This window comes from Vibrio sp. 10N.247.311.13 (assembly GCF_041467595.1).
In the GTDB taxonomy this organism is placed as follows: Bacteria; Pseudomonadota; Gammaproteobacteria; order Enterobacterales; family Vibrionaceae; genus Vibrio; species Vibrio crassostreae_C.
In genome coordinates, this window is record NZ_JBFSUX010000014.1 from 75,589 (window position 1) to 96,128 (window position 20,540).

At 44.1% G+C, this 20,540-nt stretch carries 22 protein-coding genes and 1 riboswitch; of the genes, 11 read left to right on the forward strand and 11 right to left on the reverse strand.

The features are described from left to right. Nucleotides 1-281: 281 nt before the first annotated feature. Together ompW and AB6E52_RS08580 are read left to right on the forward strand one after the other, a co-directional pair. A complete protein-coding gene (gene ompW / locus AB6E52_RS08575; protein ID WP_102320899.1) occupies nucleotides 282-929 on the forward strand; it encodes an outer membrane protein OmpW in 648 nt (215 codons plus the stop codon). 200 nt (nucleotides 930-1,129) lie between these two features. Beyond that, nucleotides 1,130-2,947: a choice-of-anchor I family protein gene (locus AB6E52_RS08580; protein ID WP_102320900.1), complete on the forward strand. Its 1,818-nt coding sequence runs from the start codon at nucleotides 1,130-1,132 to the stop codon at nucleotides 2,945-2,947. Between the two features lie 107 nt (nucleotides 2,948-3,054). Here AB6E52_RS08580 and AB6E52_RS08585 read toward each other — a convergent pair whose 3' ends face one another. After that, nucleotides 3,055-3,774, reverse strand: a complete 720-nt coding sequence (locus tag AB6E52_RS08585) for an SDR family oxidoreductase (RefSeq protein ID WP_102320901.1) — start codon at nucleotides 3,772-3,774, stop codon at nucleotides 3,055-3,057. 210 nt (nucleotides 3,775-3,984) lie between these two features. Between AB6E52_RS08585 and AB6E52_RS08590 the strand changes: the two genes are divergently transcribed. After that, entirely contained in the window at nucleotides 3,985-4,890 is a 906-nt protein-coding gene (locus AB6E52_RS08590) for a LysR family transcriptional regulator (RefSeq protein WP_102320902.1), read from the forward strand. Nucleotides 4,891-4,937: 47 nt separating this feature from the next. Here AB6E52_RS08590 and AB6E52_RS08595 read toward each other — a convergent pair whose 3' ends face one another. Then, nucleotides 4,938-5,276: a helix-turn-helix domain-containing protein gene (locus tag AB6E52_RS08595; RefSeq protein WP_017103534.1), complete on the reverse strand. Its 339-nt coding sequence runs from the start codon at nucleotides 5,274-5,276 to the stop codon at nucleotides 4,938-4,940. A gap of 105 nt (nucleotides 5,277-5,381) precedes the next feature. Between AB6E52_RS08595 and AB6E52_RS08600 the strand changes: the two genes are divergently transcribed. Then, nucleotides 5,382-6,149, forward strand: a complete 768-nt coding sequence (locus AB6E52_RS08600; protein ID WP_102320903.1) for an SDR family NAD(P)-dependent oxidoreductase — start codon at nucleotides 5,382-5,384, stop codon at nucleotides 6,147-6,149. A 134-nt stretch (nucleotides 6,150-6,283) separates the two neighbouring features. Further along, nucleotides 6,284-6,937: a cupin domain-containing protein gene (locus AB6E52_RS08605; RefSeq protein WP_102320904.1), complete on the forward strand. Its 654-nt coding sequence runs from the start codon at nucleotides 6,284-6,286 to the stop codon at nucleotides 6,935-6,937. Between the two features lie 98 nt (nucleotides 6,938-7,035). Here the strand turns inward: AB6E52_RS08605 and AB6E52_RS08610 are convergent, their stop codons facing one another. Further along, on the reverse strand, nucleotides 7,036-7,674 hold the full coding sequence (locus tag AB6E52_RS08610) for an NAD(P)-dependent oxidoreductase (RefSeq protein WP_102320905.1): 639 nt from the start codon (nucleotides 7,672-7,674) through the stop codon (nucleotides 7,036-7,038). Nucleotides 7,675-7,836: 162 nt separating this feature from the next. Here AB6E52_RS08610 and AB6E52_RS08615 point away from each other — a divergent pair, with 162 nt between their 5' ends. Further along, nucleotides 7,837-8,733 carry a LysR family transcriptional regulator gene (locus AB6E52_RS08615; protein ID WP_102320906.1) on the forward strand — a complete coding sequence of 299 codons (897 nt, stop codon included), beginning with the start codon at nucleotides 7,837-7,839 and terminating at the stop codon, nucleotides 8,731-8,733. Nucleotides 8,734-8,879: 146 nt separating this feature from the next. Here AB6E52_RS08615 and AB6E52_RS08620 read toward each other — a convergent pair whose 3' ends face one another. Together AB6E52_RS08620 and ribB are read right to left on the reverse strand one after the other, a co-directional pair. Further along, complete coding sequence (locus AB6E52_RS08620) at nucleotides 8,880-9,728, reverse strand: hypothetical protein (protein WP_055319058.1); 849 nt, start codon at nucleotides 9,726-9,728, stop codon at nucleotides 8,880-8,882. A gap of 389 nt (nucleotides 9,729-10,117) precedes the next feature. Next, on the reverse strand, nucleotides 10,118-10,774 hold the full coding sequence (gene ribB / locus AB6E52_RS08625; protein WP_102320907.1) for a 3,4-dihydroxy-2-butanone-4-phosphate synthase: 657 nt from the start codon (nucleotides 10,772-10,774) through the stop codon (nucleotides 10,118-10,120). 186 nt (nucleotides 10,775-10,960) lie between these two features. Continuing rightward, nucleotides 10,961-11,111: riboswitch (FMN riboswitch) on the reverse strand. 374 nt (nucleotides 11,112-11,485) lie between these two features. On the opposite strand from ribB, the gene AB6E52_RS08630 reads away from it, so the two are divergent. Beyond that, nucleotides 11,486-12,229 (forward strand): phosphatase PAP2 family protein, encoded by a 744-nt coding sequence (locus AB6E52_RS08630; protein ID WP_057623826.1) that lies wholly within the window; start codon nucleotides 11,486-11,488, stop codon nucleotides 12,227-12,229. A gap of 66 nt (nucleotides 12,230-12,295) precedes the next feature. On the opposite strand, the gene AB6E52_RS08635 is transcribed toward AB6E52_RS08630, so the two are convergent. The 3 genes from AB6E52_RS08635 to AB6E52_RS08645 form a co-directional block, all read right to left on the reverse strand. Further along, nucleotides 12,296-12,658 (reverse strand): MmcQ/YjbR family DNA-binding protein, encoded by a 363-nt coding sequence (locus AB6E52_RS08635; protein WP_048659032.1) that lies wholly within the window; start codon nucleotides 12,656-12,658, stop codon nucleotides 12,296-12,298. A gap of 69 nt (nucleotides 12,659-12,727) precedes the next feature. After that, nucleotides 12,728-13,453 carry a sulfite exporter TauE/SafE family protein gene (locus AB6E52_RS08640; protein WP_198594328.1) on the reverse strand — a complete coding sequence of 242 codons (726 nt, stop codon included), beginning with the start codon at nucleotides 13,451-13,453 and terminating at the stop codon, nucleotides 12,728-12,730. Between the two features lie 225 nt (nucleotides 13,454-13,678). Beyond that, nucleotides 13,679-14,890 carry an MFS transporter gene (locus tag AB6E52_RS08645; protein WP_102320908.1) on the reverse strand — a complete coding sequence of 404 codons (1,212 nt, stop codon included), beginning with the start codon at nucleotides 14,888-14,890 and terminating at the stop codon, nucleotides 13,679-13,681. Nucleotides 14,891-14,919: 29 nt separating this feature from the next. Here AB6E52_RS08645 and AB6E52_RS08650 point away from each other — a divergent pair, with 29 nt between their 5' ends. Both AB6E52_RS08650 and AB6E52_RS08655 read left to right on the forward strand, forming a co-directional pair. Then, nucleotides 14,920-15,069 carry a hypothetical protein gene (locus tag AB6E52_RS08650; RefSeq protein ID WP_017061698.1) on the forward strand — a complete coding sequence of 50 codons (150 nt, stop codon included), beginning with the start codon at nucleotides 14,920-14,922 and terminating at the stop codon, nucleotides 15,067-15,069. A gap of 459 nt (nucleotides 15,070-15,528) precedes the next feature. Next, complete coding sequence (locus AB6E52_RS08655) at nucleotides 15,529-16,143, forward strand: YitT family protein (RefSeq protein ID WP_102320909.1); 615 nt, start codon at nucleotides 15,529-15,531, stop codon at nucleotides 16,141-16,143. A gap of 115 nt (nucleotides 16,144-16,258) precedes the next feature. On the opposite strand, the gene sigZ is transcribed toward AB6E52_RS08655, so the two are convergent. Together sigZ and AB6E52_RS08665 are read right to left on the reverse strand one after the other, a co-directional pair. Then, on the reverse strand, nucleotides 16,259-16,843 hold the full coding sequence (gene sigZ / locus AB6E52_RS08660) for an RNA polymerase sigma factor SigZ (protein WP_102320910.1): 585 nt from the start codon (nucleotides 16,841-16,843) through the stop codon (nucleotides 16,259-16,261). Continuing rightward, entirely contained in the window at nucleotides 16,827-17,123 is a 297-nt protein-coding gene (locus AB6E52_RS08665) for a helix-turn-helix transcriptional regulator (RefSeq protein ID WP_004733042.1), read from the reverse strand. The genes sigZ and AB6E52_RS08665 overlap by 17 nt, the downstream gene beginning before the upstream one ends. Nucleotides 17,124-17,356: 233 nt before the next feature. Between AB6E52_RS08665 and AB6E52_RS08670 the strand changes: the two genes are divergently transcribed. Further along, on the forward strand, nucleotides 17,357-18,457 hold the full coding sequence (locus AB6E52_RS08670) for a permease (protein ID WP_102320911.1): 1,101 nt from the start codon (nucleotides 17,357-17,359) through the stop codon (nucleotides 18,455-18,457). A gap of 100 nt (nucleotides 18,458-18,557) precedes the next feature. On the opposite strand, the gene trmY is transcribed toward AB6E52_RS08670, so the two are convergent. Further along, entirely contained in the window at nucleotides 18,558-19,157 is a 600-nt protein-coding gene (trmY, locus tag AB6E52_RS08675; RefSeq protein ID WP_017061702.1) for a tRNA (pseudouridine(54)-N(1))-methyltransferase TrmY, read from the reverse strand. Nucleotides 19,158-19,413: 256 nt separating this feature from the next. On the opposite strand from trmY, the gene AB6E52_RS08680 reads away from it, so the two are divergent. Next, complete coding sequence (locus tag AB6E52_RS08680; RefSeq protein ID WP_065584102.1) at nucleotides 19,414-19,938, forward strand: DUF3087 family protein; 525 nt, start codon at nucleotides 19,414-19,416, stop codon at nucleotides 19,936-19,938. The last annotated feature ends 602 nt before the right edge of the window (nucleotides 19,939-20,540 follow it).

Consider the following 20,540-nt stretch of genomic DNA (forward strand, 5'->3'; position numbering starts at 1 on the left):
CGTGCGAGATATTGGCTTGCTCTATTTTGATCCAAAAAAGATCCGAACAGAGTGAAGGGATTGGGTTAACAAAATGACGCACGGAAAAGCTGCATTACAAAACTGTCAATAAAATGAAGAAATAAAGTGATCGGGTCGATATAAATTTACATAAATAATCACAACTTTTCACAAATTGATTTCCATCAATAAAGTAGGGTTATTCTATGATACCTTGCACGCAAAATAAGAAATGATTACTCATTCACCAACAAAGATTAAGCCCCCAAAAGGAAATTATAATGAAAAAAACAGTATGTGGTATTGCGGTTATTGCGGCTCTTATGTCAACCAATGTTCTTGCTCATAAAGAAGGTGATTTCATCATCCGTGCAGGTGCAGCAACGGTATCTCCTAACGATAGTAGTGGCGCTGTGTTGAATGATCCAAATACAGAATTCTCTGTAGACTCAAACACCCAACTTGGTTTGACATTTGGCTATATGTTTACAGATAACATCAGTCTTGAAATTCTTGCAGCAACGCCATTCTCTCATACAATCTCTACAAATCATGGTGGTCTAGGCGATATCGCTGACACAAAACACCTACCACCTACGCTGATGGTGCAGTACTACTTCGGTGAAGCAAACAGCAAATTCCGTCCTTACGTAGGCGCGGGTATCAACTACACCGTATTTTTCGATGAAGAACTTAATGGTACGGGCAAAGATGCTGGTTTGAGCGACTTGTCTCTTGATGACTCTTGGGGTCTTGCTGCAAACATCGGTATGGACTACATGATCAATGAAGATTGGTTCTTGAACGCATCGGTTTGGTACGCAGATATCGACACTACAGCTAAATACAAAGCGGGTGGTGTTCAGTACTCAACAGACGTTGATATCGACCCATGGGTATTCATGATCGGTGGTGGTTACAACTTCTAACCTACGATTCAGTTTACTAAGGCGCTCAAGCACCAGCCAGCTTGTGCGCCTTTTTTTGCGTGCTTGCTAGTGAAGTGTTTAATCCAACTTATTGTTGTTATGGGTAAAGCAAACTGATTGTCGTCATTTATTGTTAATAAAAGAGAAAGATAACTGTCATAACAGCCCTCTATGATCGCGATTCAAATTATGGAGGATATATGAATCGTAAATTTAATAAGCTGACACTATTACTGCCTATCGCCGTAAGTTCTGCTCTAGCAGGCTGTTCTCAATCAACGTCAACATCACCAACGGCTGCTATCCCATCTCAAACGTCACTTGATGCTTTTAGCTTTCAATGCCAATCCATCGAGCAGCCAAGCGCTTCCAATGCTGAGGTAACCGGAATCAGTCTGGTTGGACGTGCTATTACCGACGCTCCGTTTGATACCTCAGCAGCCGAAATCGTCAGCTACGATTCATGTACCGATAAGCTTTATGTTGTGAACGCTCAAGCGCAGAAAGTCGATGTGTTATCAATGAACTCGGCTAGCGAACCAACATCTTCGGGTTCGATTAATCTTCAATCAGCCGCTGCGGCTTCTGGTATTGATATCGGTGCTGCAAACAGTGTGTCTACTCATCAAGGCCTAGTTGCGGTCGCGATTGAGAATGCCGACAAACAACAAAACGGCATCATTGCACTTTATCGTTCAGACACGTTAGAGCTGATCACTACTTATACGGCTGGTGCATTACCGGACATGGTGAGCTTCTCGAAAGATGGTCGCTATATTGCCTCTGCAAATGAAGGTGAGCCGAATGCGGATTACAGCATTGATCCTGAAGGTTCAGTAACGCTGGTGGATTTAACCAATGGCCCTTTGCAAGCGACAGTCACTCAAATTGATTTCAACGCATTTAATCAAGGTCAGCCTCGCCATGCAGAACTGACTGACAAGGTTCGAATCTCTGCGCCGAATGCAACCGTTGCTCAAGACCTTGAACCGGAATACCTAACGTTTGCTGATAACGGAAAACTCTACGTTGCCCTTCAAGAGAACAACGCTTTGGCCGCGATTGATGTGGCGAGTGCACAAGTGGATGCGATTCTTGGACTAGGCGGAAAGCCTTGGGACAGCGCTAAGCTAGACGCTTCAAACAAAGACAAAAACATCGGTAATCTACAAAGCTACGCAATGTTAGAAGGCCTTTACATGCCAGATAGCATCACCAGCTACAGTGTTGATGGTAACACCTACATTGCGACTGCAAACGAAGGCGACGGCCGTGAATATGGCATCAAGACTACGCAAGAAATGTGTGATGAGAAAGGTTTTGAGTGGGACGGTGACGATTATCAAGGCACCGAAAACTACACCACAGAAAAAGACTTTTGTATCGCTTATGTCGATGAAGTACGCGGCAAGAAGTTAGATATTGACGCTAACCACCCATTAGATGGCGCATTGAAAGACAACAAGCAACTTGCACGTCTTAAAGTGATTAAGCCACAAGGGACACTCGCTGCTGACCAAAAGGTTCAAGCATTCGGCAGCCGCTCGTTCTCTATCTGGGATGAGTCAGGCGAGCTAGTGTTTGATAGCGGCGATGATTTTGCTCGAATCGTACTTGAGCAAGATCCTGCAAACTTCAACAGCACCAATGATAACAACCAAAGCGGTGACGATCGTAGTGATGATAAAGGCGTAGAACCTGAAGCGATCGAAGTGGCGGAGATCAACGGCAAGCACTATGCCTTTATTGGACTTGAGCGCCAAGGTGGCATCATGGTTTACGACGTAACACAGCCTAAAAACGCAAGTTTCATCAGCTACTTGAACAATCGCGACTTTACTCAGCCTGTGTGCACTAAGGTTGATGAAGACGGTGATTGCGACAACGAGACTTACAACGCTAAAGCGGGTGATTTAGGTCCAGAATCAATCAAGTATTTCACTCGTTCTGGTAACCACTTTATTGCGGTTGGCAACGAAGTGAGTGGTAGCACGTCAGTTTACCGCGTTGAGTTTTAATCACGCTTCTTACTAGCAATTAGATTGAATCAAAACAAAAGCGCCACGACTTGTTAAGTCGTGGCGCTTTTTTAGTTCATCGCTTATTTATTAGCGATGGTAAAGGCCTATGGCTGTTGCTTAGTTGGTGCTAGAGCAATCTCACGGATACATACATTCTGTGGTTGTTGGTAAGCGAATGATACAGCGCGAGCGATATCGTCAGCTGCCAATACGCCACCCATGTCTTCTTTCCAAGAATCGTAACCGTCTTTGATCTCTTGAGATGTTGTGTGAGACAGAAGCTCAGTTTCTACAGCACCCGGTGCGATAGTGGTAACACGAACATTTGAAGCCGCCACTTCTTCACGAACGTTCTCAGAAATAGCGTGTACCGCGAATTTAGTACCACAGTAAGCTGCGTGGCTTGGGAATGTTTTCTTACCCGCGATAGAGCTGATGTTGATGATAGTACCTGTGTTGCGTTCCATCATCGGAGTAAGTACAGATTGCATGCCGTTTAGAAGACCAATCACGTTCACATCGAACATTGTCTTCCACTCTTGTGCGTCTTGAGTATCAATTTGACCAAGAAGCATTGCGCCAGCGTTGTTGATAAGTGCATCGACAGGGCCAAATTTCGCTTCACCTTGTGCGATTGCTGCATCAAATGATGCTTTGTCTGTTACGTCTACTTTCACTGACAGTGAGTTTGGTAGGTTCAGCGCTTCAAGGCGGTCAATACGACGAGCTAAAAGTAGCAGAGGGTGACCTTCATCGCTTAAACGACGAGCGATTGCTTCACCAATACCAGAGCTTGCACCTGTAATTACGATTAGTTTTTTCATTTTATTTCCTCTGTACTTTTATTGCGTCGGTTGGCTACGACGTGTTGTTTAAGTGCATTCGAATCAAGTGCTTGTTGCCTTGCTTCGTTGCGATGGAGGTATATTAAGGAAAATAGCATTGTTGATATATAGCGCTTTACTTGAAACACTGTTGCTGTGGTGCAACAATAAAAGCGTCTATCTCATCACTTCATTAGTAAGCTGGCGACTATGCTCAATCAAATTAACCTGTCTGATATTCGATCCTTCGTGCTTATCGCTCGTTTAGGTAATTTCACCAAAGCGGCAGAGGAGTTGGATGTCTCTCGTTCACACGTATCACGCCAAGTGAGTAGTTTAGAAAAGCAGATGGGTGTGACTCTGTTTATCCGTACCACTCGAACCTTAAGGCTGACGCACGCAGGGCAAGATCTGTACGCGAGATGTGAGCAAGCCCTCGATAACATAGACCAAGCGCTGATTGCTGCTGTCGACGATGTCGAAGAAGTGCGCGGCGACATAAAAGTAAACTGTGTCGGCGGTTATCTGGGCGAGGTGATCATTGCGGATCTAGTGAATGAGTTTATGCAACTCTACCCAGACATCAGTATTAGCCTTGATTTCAGTAGTAACCGAGTCGATCTGATTGAAGACGCCTTTGATATAGCTTTTCGCATGGGAAGCTTAGAAGACGCGGGCTTTATCGCAAGAAAGCTTTTGGACATTGAGATGGGAACACTCGCAAGCCCAGAGTATTTCATTCGCAAAGGGAAGCCAAACCATCCTAAAGATCTCATCCACCACGATTGCTTAACTGGCTCGGTGCGTAAGTGGAGCTTTCAAGCTTTGGATGACACCAAGAAAACAGTCGATGTTCATGTGACGGGTAGACTGCAATGTAAAAATGGCCGAGTGTTGGTGCAGGGCGCTAAGTCGGGAAATGGGATTATTCGTGTTCCAACCATCTATTGCTTACAAGAGATCAATGATGGGCAACTGGAGCAGGTGTTTGATGAGTGGGTGGTACCGAAAGTGGACTTTTCAGCGATCTATCATCGAGACCGCTATCAACCGAGCCGAATTCGAACCTTCATTGATTTTGTGAAAGGTCGTTTTGAGCAAATGCCAGTCAGCTAAATAATGCGTGCTGTCCATTATTTGGAATAGAGCGGATTAGCGTGGGCTTACATCTCGTCGATTTCGTTTTGTAGGTTTTCCAACTGCTCTAGAATCAACAAAAACTTCTCGCCGAACGGCGTTACTTGGTATTCAACTCTTGGTGGCAGTTCGTTGAACATCTGCTTATCCAAAATCCCGAACTCCACATTTCGCTTCAAGCATTCATTCAATACCTTGGTCGATAACCCTTCGACAGAGCGCACCATTTCACCAGGGCGATTAATGCCATTTGCCAGCAATTGGTAAACCGTGAGCGACCATTTACAGCCGTAGATGGTTTCTACCATACGAGCGGAACGCTCTGGTGCAGATTTTCTTGAAAAAAAGTTTTCCTGATTTTTCATAAAGATGTACCAATAAGTACCTACCTAACCGATTTGTACTTACTATTCATAGTGTTAGTTCAAAGCCTAAGATTACCACGTTCACATGACTTAGGAGATAACAAAATGAACTTCACTAAAAATGGTATTGCAGTCGTAATCGGTGGCACAAGTGGTATGGGCTTTGAAACAGCGAAGCAGCTAGTCGCTCAGAACATTCATGTGTTGGTGGTCGGCAATAACCCAACTAAGTTAGATAAAGCGGTGTCAGAGCTGCAATCGTTAGGTCACGCTTCTGGCTGGCAAGCTAACCTTTATGATGATGCTAGTGTGTCTCGCCTTATTGCGCATTTAGAGTCGCTCGAAGAAGGTATTGGTTACCTTGTTAATGCGGCTGGCTACTTCAACCCTAAAGCGTTTATTGATCACCAAGAGTCTGATTACGAGCAATACATGCAGCTGAATAAAGCAACCTTCTTCATCACTCAAGCTGTTAGCAAGTTGATGATCAAAAACGGTGGCGGAAACGTGGTAAATGTAGGCTCTATGTGGGCGAAACAAGCTATTAAAGCGACGCCATCTTCTGCCTATTCAATGGCTAAAGCTGGCCTGCATGCATTAACACAACACATGGCAATGGAACTGGCTGAGCATAACATTCGTGTGAATGCGGTGTCTCCAGCCGTGGTTAAAACGCCGATTTACGAATCTTTCATCAAACCTGAAGAAGTGGATCAAGCGCTAGAAGGCTTCAACGCGTTCCATCCGATTGGTCGAGTTGGTTTGCCGAAAGACATCGCTAATGGCATCTCTTTCTTACTGTCAGACAGTGCAGGTTGGGTAACGGGCGCAATCTGGGATGTTGATGGCGGTGTGATTGCTGGTCGTAATTAATCAGGATTATTTTAGGTGGCTATCGCGCAGGCAAAATAGCAGCGAGATAGCCTCCTTGATCAGTATTCGCGTAGAATAGAAACGAGAAAGACAACAATAATAATTAAAACGATAACAAGAGTAAGGTCGCCATTATGTTCAACATGGACTTTTCAAAGAGACTGGTTATAGAAACCGAGACATTAGATTGGGTCGCGAGCCCGGCTAAAGGGGTTTGGCGTAAGCCACTTGAAAGAGAAGAGAAAGAATCGGGCCACACGACCAGCGTGGTGAAATACGATCCTGACTCTTCGTTTTCTGAGCACCCACACCCACAAGGCGAAGAGATCTTTGTATTAGATGGCGTGTTCTCAGATGAAACGGGTGATTTTCCTGCTGGCACTTATATCCGTAATCCGCCGGGCAGCGCGCATTCCCCATCCAGCAAAAATGGCTGTACGATCTTGGTTAAGCTAAACCAGTTTGATGCGAGAGACTTAACTCAAGTTCGCATCAATACTCTAGAAACGGAATGGCTACCTGGTATTGGCGGGTTACAAGTCATGCCATTACATGAGTTTGAGCACGAGCATGTCGCTTTAGTGAAGTGGCCTGTTGGCGAACGTTTTCAGCCGCACCGTCACTTTGGTGGAGAAGAGATCTTTGTGTTGTCGGGCACCTTTAAAGATGAACATGGCGTGTACCCGAAACATACTTGGATGCGTAGCCCTCACATGAGCGAGCATTTCCCTTATGTGGAAGAAGAGACGATCATCCTAGTGAAAACAGGTCATTTGCCACTGATATGATGATTATCTCGACAAGTAAAATAGAAAGCCGCTTACTAAAAGTCAGCGGCTTTCTGCTTTCTAGTGCCTATTGAGCTTACCTAATACACATTTGAGCATTAGTAAGCAACACCAATACGTTGGCGCGGGAACTTGCCAGCTTCGAGCTCATCAATCATCGCAATAGCGTAATCGCTGACTGAAATTTTGCTGTTACCATCTTCGTCGGTGAGCAGTTGATCGCCACCAGTGCGGTAGGTCGATAGTTTCTCGCCCGGGAATATTTCTGCGGCAGGGCTAACGAACGTCCAGTTAACTTCGCTATTAGATTGCTTGAACACTTCAAGAGCTTCGCCCTGTGCTAGCGCTTCGTTTTTGTAATCCGCAGGGAAGTCAGGAATAGTCACTAGCGGTACGTTTGGCGCTACTTCTAATGAGCCAGCTCCGCCAACCCAAAGTAGGCGATCGATACCGATGCTCGGTAATGTTGCCAGCAATTTAGTCGCAGTGTTTTTTACGATGTCGTGATTACCCAGAGCACGTCCGCCAATCGAAGTAATGACTGCATCAACGCCGGATAGTGCGTTTGCTAGACTTGCGGCTTCATCTTGTAAATCAAATGAACGAACTTCAATGCCTTTGGTTTCCACGCGGCTTGCATCTCTTACAACAGCAACGACCTCGTGACCACGAGATTGAGCTTCTTGAGCGATGTGACTACCAATCCAACCTGATGCACCTAATACTGCAATTTTCATAATGTCTCTCCAATTATCTAATTTATTGAGTCGTTTTCTCGACAGCCATTGCAGTCTAATAGCTCACTAGATTGCGATAAATATCGTAAAATGATGTAGATTGTATCTATATAGTGATCTAATAAGATTCGATTAGCTGCGATATAGTTCAAGGAGAGTGTGATGGATAGGTTGACGGCAATGCGTAGCTTTGTCGAAGTTGCGAATTGTGCCAGCTTCACCCAAGCAGCTGAGCATTTGGACATGAGTCGGTTGCAGGTTTCACGTCATGTTCAAGAGATAGAAGGGTGGCTGAAGCAGAGGCTATTACATAGGACGACTCGAAAGGTGAGCTTAACCGCGGCTGGGGAAATCGCTCTGCAGCGCTGTGAGAAGATCCTCCATGAGACCGCTGAGCTAGAAGTTACTTCACTCAATCAAACCGATGATCTTTCTGGAACCATTCGAATTGCAGCCCCCATCGGGTTAACTCAGCATATGTTGTTGGACGTGGTCGAGCAGTTCACCGAGCGCCACCCTAATATAACGGTCGAACTGTTTGCCTCAGACCGCTTTACTCAGCTGGTGGATGAGAGGATCGATATTGCACTTCGTTATACCGATCAACCTGACGATAGCTTGATTGCACGAAAGCTAATGGTCATTGATTCCGTGGTGTGTGCCTCGCAAGCCTACTTAGACAAACACGGTCAACCTGAAACGGTTGAAGCGCTTAGACAACACAATTGTTTTCGTCATTTGAGTGTCTCTAAGTGGGATTTTGTTAAGGATAACCAACATTATTCGGTTGAAGTGTCGGGGACTATTAAGGCCAACGATGTTGGGGTGTTAGCTCGCGCCGCACAGCATGGCAAAGGGGTTGTTCGATTACCTTGTGATTTAGCGAATCCGTTGATTGCAGAAGGGAAGTTGAAACGAATTTTGGATGATTTTGTTTCACCGAGTAGTGTGCTTTGGGCGGTGTACTTGTCTCGCAGTTATCAGCTGCCTGTTGTTCGTCAGTTCATTGATTTTGCAGCAGAAGCTTGGTCTAGCGATATCAAATCTGGAGACGTTTAAGCTTACATCGCTCATAACTTGTCTCGCCCTAAAATAGAACCAAATAAATATATAAGCCCATAAATACAAAAATCCGATATCAATGGTGATATCGGATTTGAACTCAATAATTCAGAGTTCCAGCACGCTCTCCTCTCACGAAGTCTTTACATGTAATGATGTACGGATAATCGGGTGTTTATCGCCTTATCGTTGATGCTAGGTAAAGGCTGATACAAGCTTTTGGTAATGTCTGATAATACTTGGTCGTAGACTTGCGATACCACAGTAGAGATATCACTGGTTAACTCGTACATGCTATCTGCTGGTTGGGTCGCTTCAGTGCTTGATGCGATCTCGGTAAGTGCATGCATCGCACGTGTACAAATGGGTGACCCACTGCTGATAGGGCAGATAATCGATAATTGGTTGAGTTTACGATGTGTCTGAGATGCGTAGAATTTGAATCTCGCATACTCTTCAGGTTTTTCCATATCAGGTATGCACATTCTCAGCTTGGTCAAGATCTCCATGCAGTCTAAGATCTGTTGCCAATTCATGTGGTATTCACTACTCATGTCTTCTCGCTCAGACTGGATCAGCCAGATGATCATCACTTCATCCATCAAGAACATGCTGTGGCGAATTGTTTTGCCATGAATCGATTGGTTACGCACCAAGCTGCGGTTTTGCCAGTCGCTGTGCATGGCAATGAGCTTAAGGTGATAGATGCGATACATAGGGCGACTATCAAACGACACATGAGATTGAAGCAATTCAGAGACCTCAAGTATGTTGTCGTAAATCTCGTTCACTTTACGAATCGAGTCGCTAGACAATTTATACGCCAGAGCGTAATGCGTTGCAGCGCGATGTTTACGTGATAACAACAATAGCTCTCTAAGTAGAACTAAGGTTTCAAACCTGTGTGATAACGCAGTTTGTCTCTTCCTTGAGAAATGAAACAGGGCTGCAAGTACTAATAGGGATAAACCCACTGAAATAACTACAAACATATTCAACTCCTAACATTTGTATACCTACTTAGTGGTAGTGCAGACACCGTGCCAAAATAAATAAGTGTTATATTTCATTGATTTATGTTTTTACTTTAATCATGGATGATCAATCATGGTGCATGACTTCACCATTCGGGTGAATGTTTCTCATATTTTGCAGGATTTTTTGAGAGGTTACGCTTTTCTAACGATTAGGTTGGGGAGGTTTCGATAAGTAGAGACACTTTGACGATCCACCTCTGGCTTGTTTCAAGCTGCAGAAATTAGAAAGGCCTCACCCCTTATATGCTTTTAACTATAAAAAGCAGTAAGAGTGAGGCCTTTCAGTGTTCATTTCGCAGTGTAGTTACCTTAACTGCTAAGTGTTCAGCATTGAGGGCTAAACGTTATGCAAGCTTAAGGTCGAACTCGTTGCGGTACATCACCATATCTTCAATGGTCAGTACTGGCATGTTGTGCAGTTTACCGAAAGCAACGATCTCTGGCGCTTTTGCCATTGTGCCGTTTGGGTTGGTGACTTCACACAGTACACCTGCTGATTGAAGACCAGCCATTTGCATCAGATCCACAGTACCTTCTGTGTGACCGCGGCGAGCAAGTACACCACCTTTGCGAGCACGCAGTGGGAATACGTGGCCAGGGCGAGCTAGGTCAGTAGGCTTAGCTGTTGGGTTTGCAGCTGTTTTGATCGTTGTTACACGGTCAGCGGCAGAAACGCCTGTTGTTACGCCAACTTTTGCTTCGATAGTGACAGTAAACGCAGTTTGGTTTGCGCTGTTGTTATCAACAACCATAGGTGGAAGTTCAAGTTGGTTTGCTTGCTCGTCAGTTAGACACAAGCACACGATGCCGCTGCATTCACGGATCATAAGTGCCATTTGAGCATTGGTTAGGTGTTCTACTGAGTAGATGATGTCGCCTTCGTTCTCGCGATCTTCATCGTCAAGTAAAAGTACGCCACGACCTTCGCGTAGGGCTTGCAGTGCGTTTTCAACGCGAGTGATTGGTTCGCCAAATTCGGCAAGTAGTGAAGACTGATTCATGGTTAAACTCCTAAAATATCACCAGAATCAGGGCTGCATGAGGGATCTCAACCGAGCACGACAAAGCCGACTCATTATAAGTCGACCTTAGCTCATTATGGTTTTATCCAAAACGAAATGCACCCTTTCGAGTTGGAGGCATGAACCCAATAAATGAGTACGCCTTTCCAACTTAAACGAGTGTGTTTCCATTCTCTCTCATCCGGACTATAACCGTCGGCTCTGGCATCTCACCAGATCTGCTGACCTCGACGAATCGAGCGCTCGCGGGCTTATCTTTAGATTTTGCTAAGGACATACCGCCGGTGGGGAATTTCGCCCCGCCCTGAGAATAAAAATTAATAATCTGTTTTGCTTTGAAAGCAGACCAGATGGTAATCCTTTCAATAGTGGATTTAAAGGACTGACAGCAAAGTTTTTCAGATTTTGGCCTGTTAACCCGGTGAGTGTTCACTTTATCAGCAGAACACAATACCGTTGTGTTTAGTGCGGTACAGCTGGTCTTTGGTCGGTTTTACTGTCGGTATGCGTATAAGTGGATGGCAAAGGTTATTGATGATCAAATCATTGTTCACCGAATCAATGGCAATAATCTCCAATAGCCGAATAATGTTACGTCATGACGTCTTACTGACCGTTTTTACATAAAATTGATATTGACGATGCTAAGCTGCGATAGCATCCGACCACTTTATCTAAAAGATCTTAGCCATGACTTCTCTGTTCTCTAACAAATCCAAAGGCTTATTACTGCTCGTTCTAAGTCTGTATTCTCTCGTTCCCTTTTTGATCTTTGGATCTCATTTCGACCTTGGAAGTGCAGTTCTGCCTTTCTATGGTGCTGTGATGACATTTGTGACTTACTCTGCGGGTAATCAGGGCTTCCTAATCACACTCGCGGTACTTTCTTTATTGGTGTTGACGCTAAAGTTCTCAAAAGCAAAGTTAGTCAGCCTTTGTCTGCAGCTCGGTGTCTTGTTGGTATTAAGCTTTGCAGCGAAGACATTTCTCAAATCATCAACAGAGAGTCCACGCCCATATACTGAGTATTTGGTTACCCAAGAAGTAGTTGAAATGCCAGAGCTGTTTTATGAGCTGCCTTTGGTAGAAAAAAACGCCGCGATTGAATCTGTGCAAGATAAGGTCAGCGATTGGAGAACTCGTCATTGGTTGGGTGAAACGGACTACTCTTTCCCGTCTGGACACATGATCTTCGTCGGTGTGTGTTTGGCATTCTTTGGCGGATTGTTCCTAGAGGCGAAACGCTTTTACCTAGTCGGCGGTTTGTTGGTTTGGGCTGGTGGTGTCGCCTATAGCCGTGTTTGGCTTGGTATGCATCGACCTGAAGATTTAGCGGCGTCTATCGCCTTTGCGGGGTTAATTTATTTATTGGTGCCACTGATTCCAACGAAAAAGATAGAACCTTTATTGCCGCAGTTTTTAAGAGAGTCTTAAGGTTTTAAGAGCTGCCTAAGTTTTTAAGATGTGCATAAATCTATATTTAACAAGCAGAAATTCTGGTTACTGATTGAGCCCGAGTTCTGCTTGTTTCTTTTTGGTTAAACCTAAGGACACAATTCGGTGTGATTCTGTGAGGTAGTATTTCAGCTCCTCATCCCTTTCTGACGTGCTCTCAAAAAGCTGAATCCATTTCATGCCACGCGAAGCAAAGTAGGGCGCGGGTTTATAGCCCGGTTCTTCTTTGAGAAAATCGAAATTCTGGTCGGACGCTTTGAAGATAAACGCAGGCTCATCTTTCGGCCCCCAACCTCCAATGGCAAACACTTTCCCTCCCACTTTCCAAACGTGAGAGTTATTCCACTGCATCACATAGCTGGTGGCGGTTTGTGATTCACAGAATGTATTGAACTCATCGTATGTCATAGAACGCCCTTTCAATAGTTTGGTGGTGGATCTGTGTGTTTGTTGTTTTATCGATGTTTCTGCTTCGAGTTAGCCAGCTAAGCCTTGCCAAATGGCAGTAAAGCCGCTGATAGAACATAGCAACAAAGAGCCGATACGTATCTTTTCTTTAGGAATGCTTTGCGTAGTCAATAACGCCACTTTGTAACCCAACCAAGCCGCAGGAAGCAACGGGATTGTGATGATCAAATGGTGCACAGTGAAGAAGCCAATCGGGATCTGTACCAGTAATGAAATGATAGAACTAAACACAAAAAACGTAGAAAGGTTACCACGAAGCTGATTGGCATCTTGGTGTTGAAGCAGTAGTGCCATTGGCGGCCCACCAATGCCTGAACTGGTACCGAAGAAGCCTGAGAAGAACCCCGCGATGCCCATTTTGGCAGGCGTCGGTTCTAACCTAAACGGAAGTAAGCTAACAATCACGGCAAATACTACCAATAAGCCTAACCACAGTGACAAAACGCTTGTTGATACCATTACCAACAAAGCCCCGCCAGCCAATGAGCCCGGAATTCGGCCCAATAGTGCGATTTTCAATCCGCCAATAGAGATATTTGCTCGGTGTTTAAACGCGTTGAATACAGAAATGAAAAGACCAACAAGACAGATAGGCGCGGGTACATAGTCAGGCGAGACCAAAAACAACAACGGGGCAGCCACAATAGCCAAGCCAAAGCCGATTGCGGTTTGCACAAACGAGCCGACAAAAATGAGTGCCATCGCGATAAGAGCGGTCTGATCTATGTATTCCATAAGCCTGCGGATAAGTTCTAAAGGAGCGAACGAATACTATAAAGTAAAACAGCAGGAATAGTCTTATTATTCAGTGAGGTTTATGCAAGTTTCGCTAGTTATAATTTCGATTTCAACGGCCAATAAAAAAGAGAGTGAATATCTCAGGATGTGCTCCTTTCAATATCCACTCTCTTATTGGATTGCTTATCGATTTTCGCTGGTGGGGGGAGTCAGCGTTAAATGTTAAGCCATTGCCAATTTGATGCGCTCAATCGGCTTGTCATTGATTGGTAAATGGATAAGCGCTGCTGCAAATGCCAATACCACCGTCGACCACCAAATTGGCTCGTAAGATCCGTAGTAATCGTAAATACGACCACCAACCCAAGCGCCTAAGAAACTACCTACTTGGTGAGTGAAGAACACCAAGCCATATAGAGTAGATAGGTAACGAGCACCAAAGATTTGGCGAACTAAGCCCGACGTTAGTGGAACCGTACCTAGCCAACAGAAGCCAATTGCCGCACCAAAGATTGCTGCGGTTGATTCAGTGACTGGCAGAGTGACAAACGCACCAATAACCACAGTACGCACTAAGTACAATGCCGACATTACATGACGCTTACTGAACTTATCGCCCATTACACCCCAGAAGTAAGATCCGAAGATGTTGAAGATACCGACATAAGCCAGTGCCATCGCTGCGCTACTCGCAGGCAAGTTCTTGTCTGCTAAGTAACTTGGTAAGTGCGTTGCGATAAACATCACGTGGAAACCACACACGAAGAAGCCTGCGTGAATCAGCCAGTAACTTTTGTTAGAGAACGCTTCAGACAACGCTTCTTTTAATGTTTGATTGTCTTCTGCTTGAGCCTGTTTGCTTGATGCCGCTTTGGGCGCACGCATGAACAGTGCAAAAGAGATCATCAAACAACACAGTACGCCAAACACTTGCATCGCACTCTGCCAGTCAAATTCATTCAGCATGTATTGTGCGCCCGGAATTACCGCGAACATACCAAATGAACCTGCAGCCGTGGTTAAGCCAAACGCCTTAGCCGCGTTCTCTGCTGGTACAACTTTCGCTACTGCGCCAAGCACGATCACGTAACTTGTCGCACTCAAGCCAAGACCAACCAGTGCGCCTAACGAAACGTAAAGCATGCTCGATTCGGTAGAAATTGAGGCAAGAAGTAAACCCAAACCGTAAGCACATGCGCCAGCAATAATGATGCGTCTTGCTCCCCATTTGTCAGCGGCCATACCAACAAAAGGTTGGAACACACCGAACAATAAGTTTTGTAGAGCAATAGAGAAGCTGAAAAACTCTCGACCCGTGCCGAAATGCTCTGAAATTGGCATCATGAAAATGCCGAATGATTGTCTGATCCCTAGACTGATAATAAGTGTGCCTATCCCTAGCCATACCAGTAAAGGAAAACGGAAAATGCTCATTCTAATACTCTTAAATTAATGGTGGTGATGTGAGTGGTCTTGCGCTGACATGTGTTGGTCAGTCATCTCATGGTGATGTTCGTGCCCAGAATGATCATGCCCTGACTGCTGGTGGCAACCACTGCTTACGGCATGCTGAGCCAAGAGATCAATCAATGGCTGACTGTGATGCACAATAACCAAACTAATGACGAGGAATAACGTCATTCTGGCAAGTTGGGCAAAAAGAGATTGTGAAAACATACGGTGTTGACATGCGCTCAATGTTGTAAGAAGTCGCGCATCATAGTGATGAGTCGGGTATGTATCAAATGACCATTTGTGATGTGGTCTATGCGTTTTATGCATAGATTGTCGCTTGATTGGAATTGGTATAAAGCGCGCTCAATAAATAAGAAAACTTGAAGCTCGTTAGTTAATAGAAACAAGTATCTAATTAAGAATGAAAGTCTAAATTAAGGCTTATAACTAGCTGTTTAATTTAAAGTTTCACAAAGCTGTAAAAACTAATATACAAACTAATCACTAAGCAACATTGCTCGTTCACTCGACTTATCTGTCAAACATCGTAAATTTGGGCGTAAATCGTTTCAACTGACTGAAACGCGATGTTAAAAGATTCAGGGAGAGTCATTCACATGGATAAAGATCATAACCTTTGCGAAAACTTACTGGCGCTGATCTTAGGTAGCGCATTGGTATCACTCGGCGTTATCTTTTTCAATCAGGTCGGTTTGCTCACCGGAGGTACCGCTGGTCTGGCGATCTTCATTACCAAAGTGACAGACTTGAGTTTTGGCCAAGTGTTTTTCGCACTTAACTTACCTTTCTATATTTTGTCGGTCGCTCGTATGGGGTGGCGCTTCACTATCAACACATTTATTGCCGTTTCGATTGTTTCGTTCGCCGTGGATCATTTGTATCACGTGATTCAGATCGCCGAGATTCATGCACTGTATGCAGCATTACTTGGCGGCGGATTAATTGGTACCGGCATGCTGGTGATCTTCCGTCACAAGATGAGCTTGGGTGGCTTTAACATTCTGGCGTTGTTCCTACAAGAACGTTTTGGAATTCGAGCGGGTAAGGTTCAGATGGCACTAGACTGCACGATTGTTGTGCTGTCACTGTTTATCGTTGATGTGTCATTGGTTCTGTTGTCTGTACTGGGCGCAATCGTCACCAACTTGATTTTGGCAATGAACCATAAACCGGGGCGCTATCAACCGGTCGTAAAAGCGGAAGCGGCGTAGCTGAGTTCGTGGTTCGCGCAAGCACTAAGCTAACTGATTTACAGATTATGAAAGCAACAAAGCCAGCATCAATTGCTGGCTTTGTTCTATTGAAATAACGGATTCGATGTAACGATTAACACTTGCCGCAGCGGGCGTTCGGCTTAAGCTCGCAATCAATCACATTGCCTTGTTGATCAAGGGACAAGTTACAACACTCTTCAAACAGGTTCTTAAGATCAGCACGGCTTTTTTGCACGCGGGATTTAACCGTTGAATAGCTGACGTTCTGCGCTTCTGCGATCTCTTTTTGGCTTTGGCCTTTGATGTCGACCGCAAGCAGTAGCGATGAACTTTGTTCTGGCAATGCCTGAATAAAAGGTTCAATACACAATGAAAGTTTCTGCTTAAATTCAGAGTCGTGGTCTAAATCGGTAAACCACAGATCTTCAGCATCAATTTGGCTATCACGTTGTTGGCGTGCATGCTTACGGTAGAAGTCGATAATGGTGTTGTTGGCTAACTGGAACAGCCAAGCCTTAACACTGCTAGCATCTTGTACCTTATCTAACTTCTGATAGGTCTTAATCAAGATATCTTGGAGCAAGTCGTCTACATCCGCAGAGTTGTTGACCTTTGAATGCAGGAATGACTTTAATGCTTGCTGATACTCGGCCCAGACTTGTTCGATCTTCAAAGGTGCATTAGTTGCACTGTTCATTTACGCAACATTCGTCTTGTAAGAAATCAATCACACCTTCTAGGCACTCATACTCCGCCACGCAGAATAGAGTTCTTCCTTCTCGTCTTTGGCTGATTAGGCCCGCAGACGCCAAGCTTGATATGTGGTGAGACAAGGTAGAACCGGGAATGCCTAGCTCTTCTTGTAGGCCGCCAACTGCAATGCCTTGGTAGCCAGCTTTAACGACACTCTTATAAATGGTTAGGCGAATAGGGTGCCCCAACTCTTTAAGTGCTTTCGCAACGACTTCTAAGTTCATATTAACTCCTCAAGATTTAATTTCGATGTTAGTCGAAATGTATGTCGAATTCAAATTTAAAAACGGTGTCTGTGTAAGTTATTGAAAAACTGTGTTTTCGAAAATCATTTCGATTTTTATCGAAATAATGCTTATTCTGGAGCTGTTTATTTCTATAATTCGAGAATATTCGAAATTAAGGGTTGGTTACTTTTCTCATAGAGCCCGACCTTCAATCCAGTTTGGAGTTAATTATGAGCAATGAAATGTTAAAAATGCTGAAAGACGCACTTGATATGTTCGCTTTCTTAGCAGTAGAGCTAATTATCCTTTTCTTAGCGATCAGCTACATTGTTGGGATTCTTCAAGAGTTCCTTACACCAGAAAAGATTCAATCTATCCTGAGCTCACGTAATGGTAAGGGTTATGTAGTAGCAGCACTACTGGGTGCAATTACACCTTTCTGTTCATGTTCGACCATTCCTTTCTTAAAAGGATTGCTGCGTGCAAGAGCGGGTTTCGGTCCAATGATGGTGTTCCTATTTGGTAGCCCACTATTGAACCCAGTGATCATTGGTTTGTTTGTGTTTACCTTCGGTTGGCAAGTTGCTGTGTTCTACTTCCTTGTAGCAATGACGGTGTCTGTAGTGGCTGGTTACGCACTTGAGAAGCTTGGCTTTGAGCGTTACGTAAAACCTGAAGCGTATGAATCAACAGGTTCAGCTTCAAGCTGTGGCACTAGCTGTGGTGACTCTGCTCCTAAGAAAGCAGCACCGGTTAAAGCAGAATCTTCATGTGGTACAAGTGCATGTGGCGAACCTGCACCCGTAATGGCGAAAGAGACATCTTGCTGCGATTCTAAAAAAGAAGAGCCACAAGTAACGGTTTCATGCTGTTCAGCGGATGGAAGCGCAACAGCTGAAATCGTAGAGAAGAAAGAACCTAGTCGTTGGATGAGAATTTGGTTCTCAACTTGGAAAGACTTCAAACAAGTTTTCCCTTACCTAATGATGGGTATCGCGATTGGTTCATTCATCTACGGCTTCATTCCTACAGACCTAGTTGCACAGTACGCTGGTGAAGGTATGTGGTATGCGATTCCAGTAGCTGCCGTGATTGGTATTCCACTGTACATTCGTGCTGAAGCGGTAATCCCATTAAGTGCAGCTCTAGTACAGAAAGGTATGGCGTTGGGTTCAGTAATGGCATTGATCATTGGTAGTGCAGGTGCAAGTTTGACGGAAGTTATCCTGCTTAAATCAATCTTCAAGAACCAAATGATTGCAGCATTCCTATTCGTTATCCTAAGCATGGCGATGGGTGCAGGCTTCCTATACAGCTTCATCTTTGGTTAATCAGGCTTGATTATGAGATAACACCCTCGATACCAAGAGATAGATAATAAAAGAGCTCACTTAGTTGAGCTCTTTTTTGTTTAGCTTATCAGTCCGGGGGCTAGAAACCGCGAATATCCAGCTCATTATTGATCAATACAACGCACTGAGAAGCAAACAGCATGTTCGGGCCTAAGCTGATTTTTTCTGTCCCTAAGCGCTTTAAGCTGTTGTAGCTTTTCTTCGGCATAGGGATGTGATCAGTAAGAAGGAAACATGGGTTTTCAGCAATCTCTGCATCACGGATAAAGTCACCTTTCTTATCCATCATGTATAGCTGGTGGTCTTCAGCCAGTTCTTTGACTAGTTTTTCAAAGCTCATAGTGCGAACGACGATTCCTGGTTCAACCTGACGAGTCTGCTCTTTGGTCATACCTTGAGAAGCATCAACCGCTCTTACTACCGCTGATAACAATGCCGATTCATGAAAGCCACCAATGTTGGTGATCTCATTTGAATCGAAAGTGATCGTACGTGAAAAGTCTTTAGTACTTTCTAATACAAGGTGTACGGTGACATTCTCACGGTGAGATTGAGCAACGAAGATCGTGTTCATCAGAGTATGAGCCAGAATCTCAGTATGAGCATCTTGCCCAACACCTTCTAAGATAAGTTTGCTCTCTGTAGGGGCTGCGCGAGCGCGTAATACAAATGAACGCATGGAATGTACCTTGTCAGTATGTGATAAAGCGAAACGGGCTTTATCAACATGAATTGATGAATAACCAAAATTGTGGCGGTATGTAACTCTTTTCTATTAATGAAGTCAAATAGAGTTGCGTATAGCGCCAACCAGAAGAACTCTGCGTATTAAATAGAGAATGACCACATTACAAGATGGTAAGGGTTGAAGCGACCCAATGTTTACGTAGATAGTATGCGCAAATTATTAGGTGACTTACATAAGGAAGTAGTCGATGAAGTTACAGAAGATCAATAAAGAAGAATATAGAAAGAAGATGAACCTGCTGTTGGTTTCGTTGGTTGGGTCACTCGCAGTGTTCGCCATTGTATTCGGAACCATACTGATCGAGCTATTCGGTTCAGGGCAATCAATCGCAGGCGAATCGACAGGTAATTTCCACTTGAACGTATTAGGTGTGATCTTATCAGTCGCATTGAATGCATTTATCGCGAGCCGTGTGAAAGGGCATGATTACTTCAAAGAAGCGCTTTATGTATGGAACCTTAAACAAATCCATAATCAAATCTATCGTAAGCTCAAGCGTATTCAACCCAAAGCTGAGCAAGGCGACCGAGACGCGCTGACCATCCTTTATTTCTATTACACCACGCAAAAACAGGTATACGACCTAGACAACAACACATTGACGATAAAAACAGTTCAGCAATCGCTAGATAACATCCTAGAAGTGAGTGAGAAATGGAGCATTGAGCTAGATATAGAGGCTTTTTCGAAAGATCTAATCGCAAAGTTTTAAGTAATACACCCATTATTGTATGAGCTTTGAGCTACGAAAGAGCCTTTTGACGTAAAAGTAGCCACTTAAGCAAGTTTTTTGAATTTTTATCAAAAAAGGGGTTGCCATGTTTTCGATGATCTCTATAATGCCGCCTCACTGACACGGCAGATGCCATAAGGCTTCAGCGGTAATCAGTAAGACGGAAAGTTCGAAAGAAATTAATTTTAAAAAGTGTTTGACACTTAAGATTAAATCGCTAGAATTCACGTCCGCTTTCAAGGGTTTCTTTGTAAAAAGAAAGTTTCGACAAGCAAAGCTCTTTAACAATTTAAACCTATCAATCTGTGTGGGCACTCGTTGATGAATATCAAAACGTCATTCTCAGGAATGGCAGTTACTTCGGTAACAAATTGATTTCAATGAACAGAGTGACCAATCAAGTCTTAGGACTTGGCACAGTCAATTCATTATCATTCTGTTGGAATGGTAATAGCTTTAAAATTACACAGTAGTTTTGAAGTCAGTATTCGTTGAGTCACACCTATTAATTTAGGTAATCAAAACTTTAAATTGAAGAGTTTGATCATGGCTCAGATTGAACGCTGGCGGCAGGCCTAACA

Coding starts and splice junctions, on each gene's coding strand:
- AB6E52_RS08615 (WP_102320906.1), top strand. CDS start 7,837: ATGGATAGGTTGACGGCAATGCGTAGCTTTGTCGAAGTTGCGAATTGT.
- sigZ (WP_102320910.1), bottom strand. CDS start 16,843: ATGAACAGTGCAACTAATGCACCTTTGAAGATCGAACAAGTCTGGGCC.
- AB6E52_RS08595 (WP_017103534.1), bottom strand. CDS start 5,276: ATGAAAAATCAGGAAAACTTTTTTTCAAGAAAATCTGCACCAGAGCGT.
- AB6E52_RS08670 (WP_102320911.1), top strand. CDS start 17,357: ATGAGCAATGAAATGTTAAAAATGCTGAAAGACGCACTTGATATGTTC.
- AB6E52_RS08640 (WP_198594328.1), bottom strand. CDS start 13,453: ATGGAATACATAGATCAGACCGCTCTTATCGCGATGGCACTCATTTTT.
- AB6E52_RS08680 (WP_065584102.1), top strand. CDS start 19,414: ATGAAGTTACAGAAGATCAATAAAGAAGAATATAGAAAGAAGATGAAC.
- AB6E52_RS08655 (WP_102320909.1), top strand. CDS start 15,529: ATGGATAAAGATCATAACCTTTGCGAAAACTTACTGGCGCTGATCTTA.
- AB6E52_RS08645 (WP_102320908.1), bottom strand. CDS start 14,890: ATGAGCATTTTCCGTTTTCCTTTACTGGTATGGCTAGGGATAGGCACA.
- AB6E52_RS08635 (WP_048659032.1), bottom strand. CDS start 12,658: ATGACATACGATGAGTTCAATACATTCTGTGAATCACAAACCGCCACC.
- AB6E52_RS08590 (WP_102320902.1), top strand. CDS start 3,985: ATGCTCAATCAAATTAACCTGTCTGATATTCGATCCTTCGTGCTTATC.
- ribB (WP_102320907.1), bottom strand. CDS start 10,774: ATGAATCAGTCTTCACTACTTGCCGAATTTGGCGAACCAATCACTCGC.
- AB6E52_RS08620 (WP_055319058.1), bottom strand. CDS start 9,728: ATGTTTGTAGTTATTTCAGTGGGTTTATCCCTATTAGTACTTGCAGCC.
- AB6E52_RS08610 (WP_102320905.1), bottom strand. CDS start 7,674: ATGAAAATTGCAGTATTAGGTGCATCAGGTTGGATTGGTAGTCACATC.
- AB6E52_RS08600 (WP_102320903.1), top strand. CDS start 5,382: ATGAACTTCACTAAAAATGGTATTGCAGTCGTAATCGGTGGCACAAGT.
- ompW (WP_102320899.1), top strand. CDS start 282: ATGAAAAAAACAGTATGTGGTATTGCGGTTATTGCGGCTCTTATGTCA.
- AB6E52_RS08605 (WP_102320904.1), top strand. CDS start 6,284: ATGTTCAACATGGACTTTTCAAAGAGACTGGTTATAGAAACCGAGACA.
- AB6E52_RS08665 (WP_004733042.1), bottom strand. CDS start 17,123: ATGAACTTAGAAGTCGTTGCGAAAGCACTTAAAGAGTTGGGGCACCCT.
- AB6E52_RS08630 (WP_057623826.1), top strand. CDS start 11,486: ATGACTTCTCTGTTCTCTAACAAATCCAAAGGCTTATTACTGCTCGTT.
- AB6E52_RS08585 (WP_102320901.1), bottom strand. CDS start 3,774: ATGAAAAAACTAATCGTAATTACAGGTGCAAGCTCTGGTATTGGTGAA.
- trmY (WP_017061702.1), bottom strand. CDS start 19,157: ATGCGTTCATTTGTATTACGCGCTCGCGCAGCCCCTACAGAGAGCAAA.
- AB6E52_RS08580 (WP_102320900.1), top strand. CDS start 1,130: ATGAATCGTAAATTTAATAAGCTGACACTATTACTGCCTATCGCCGTA.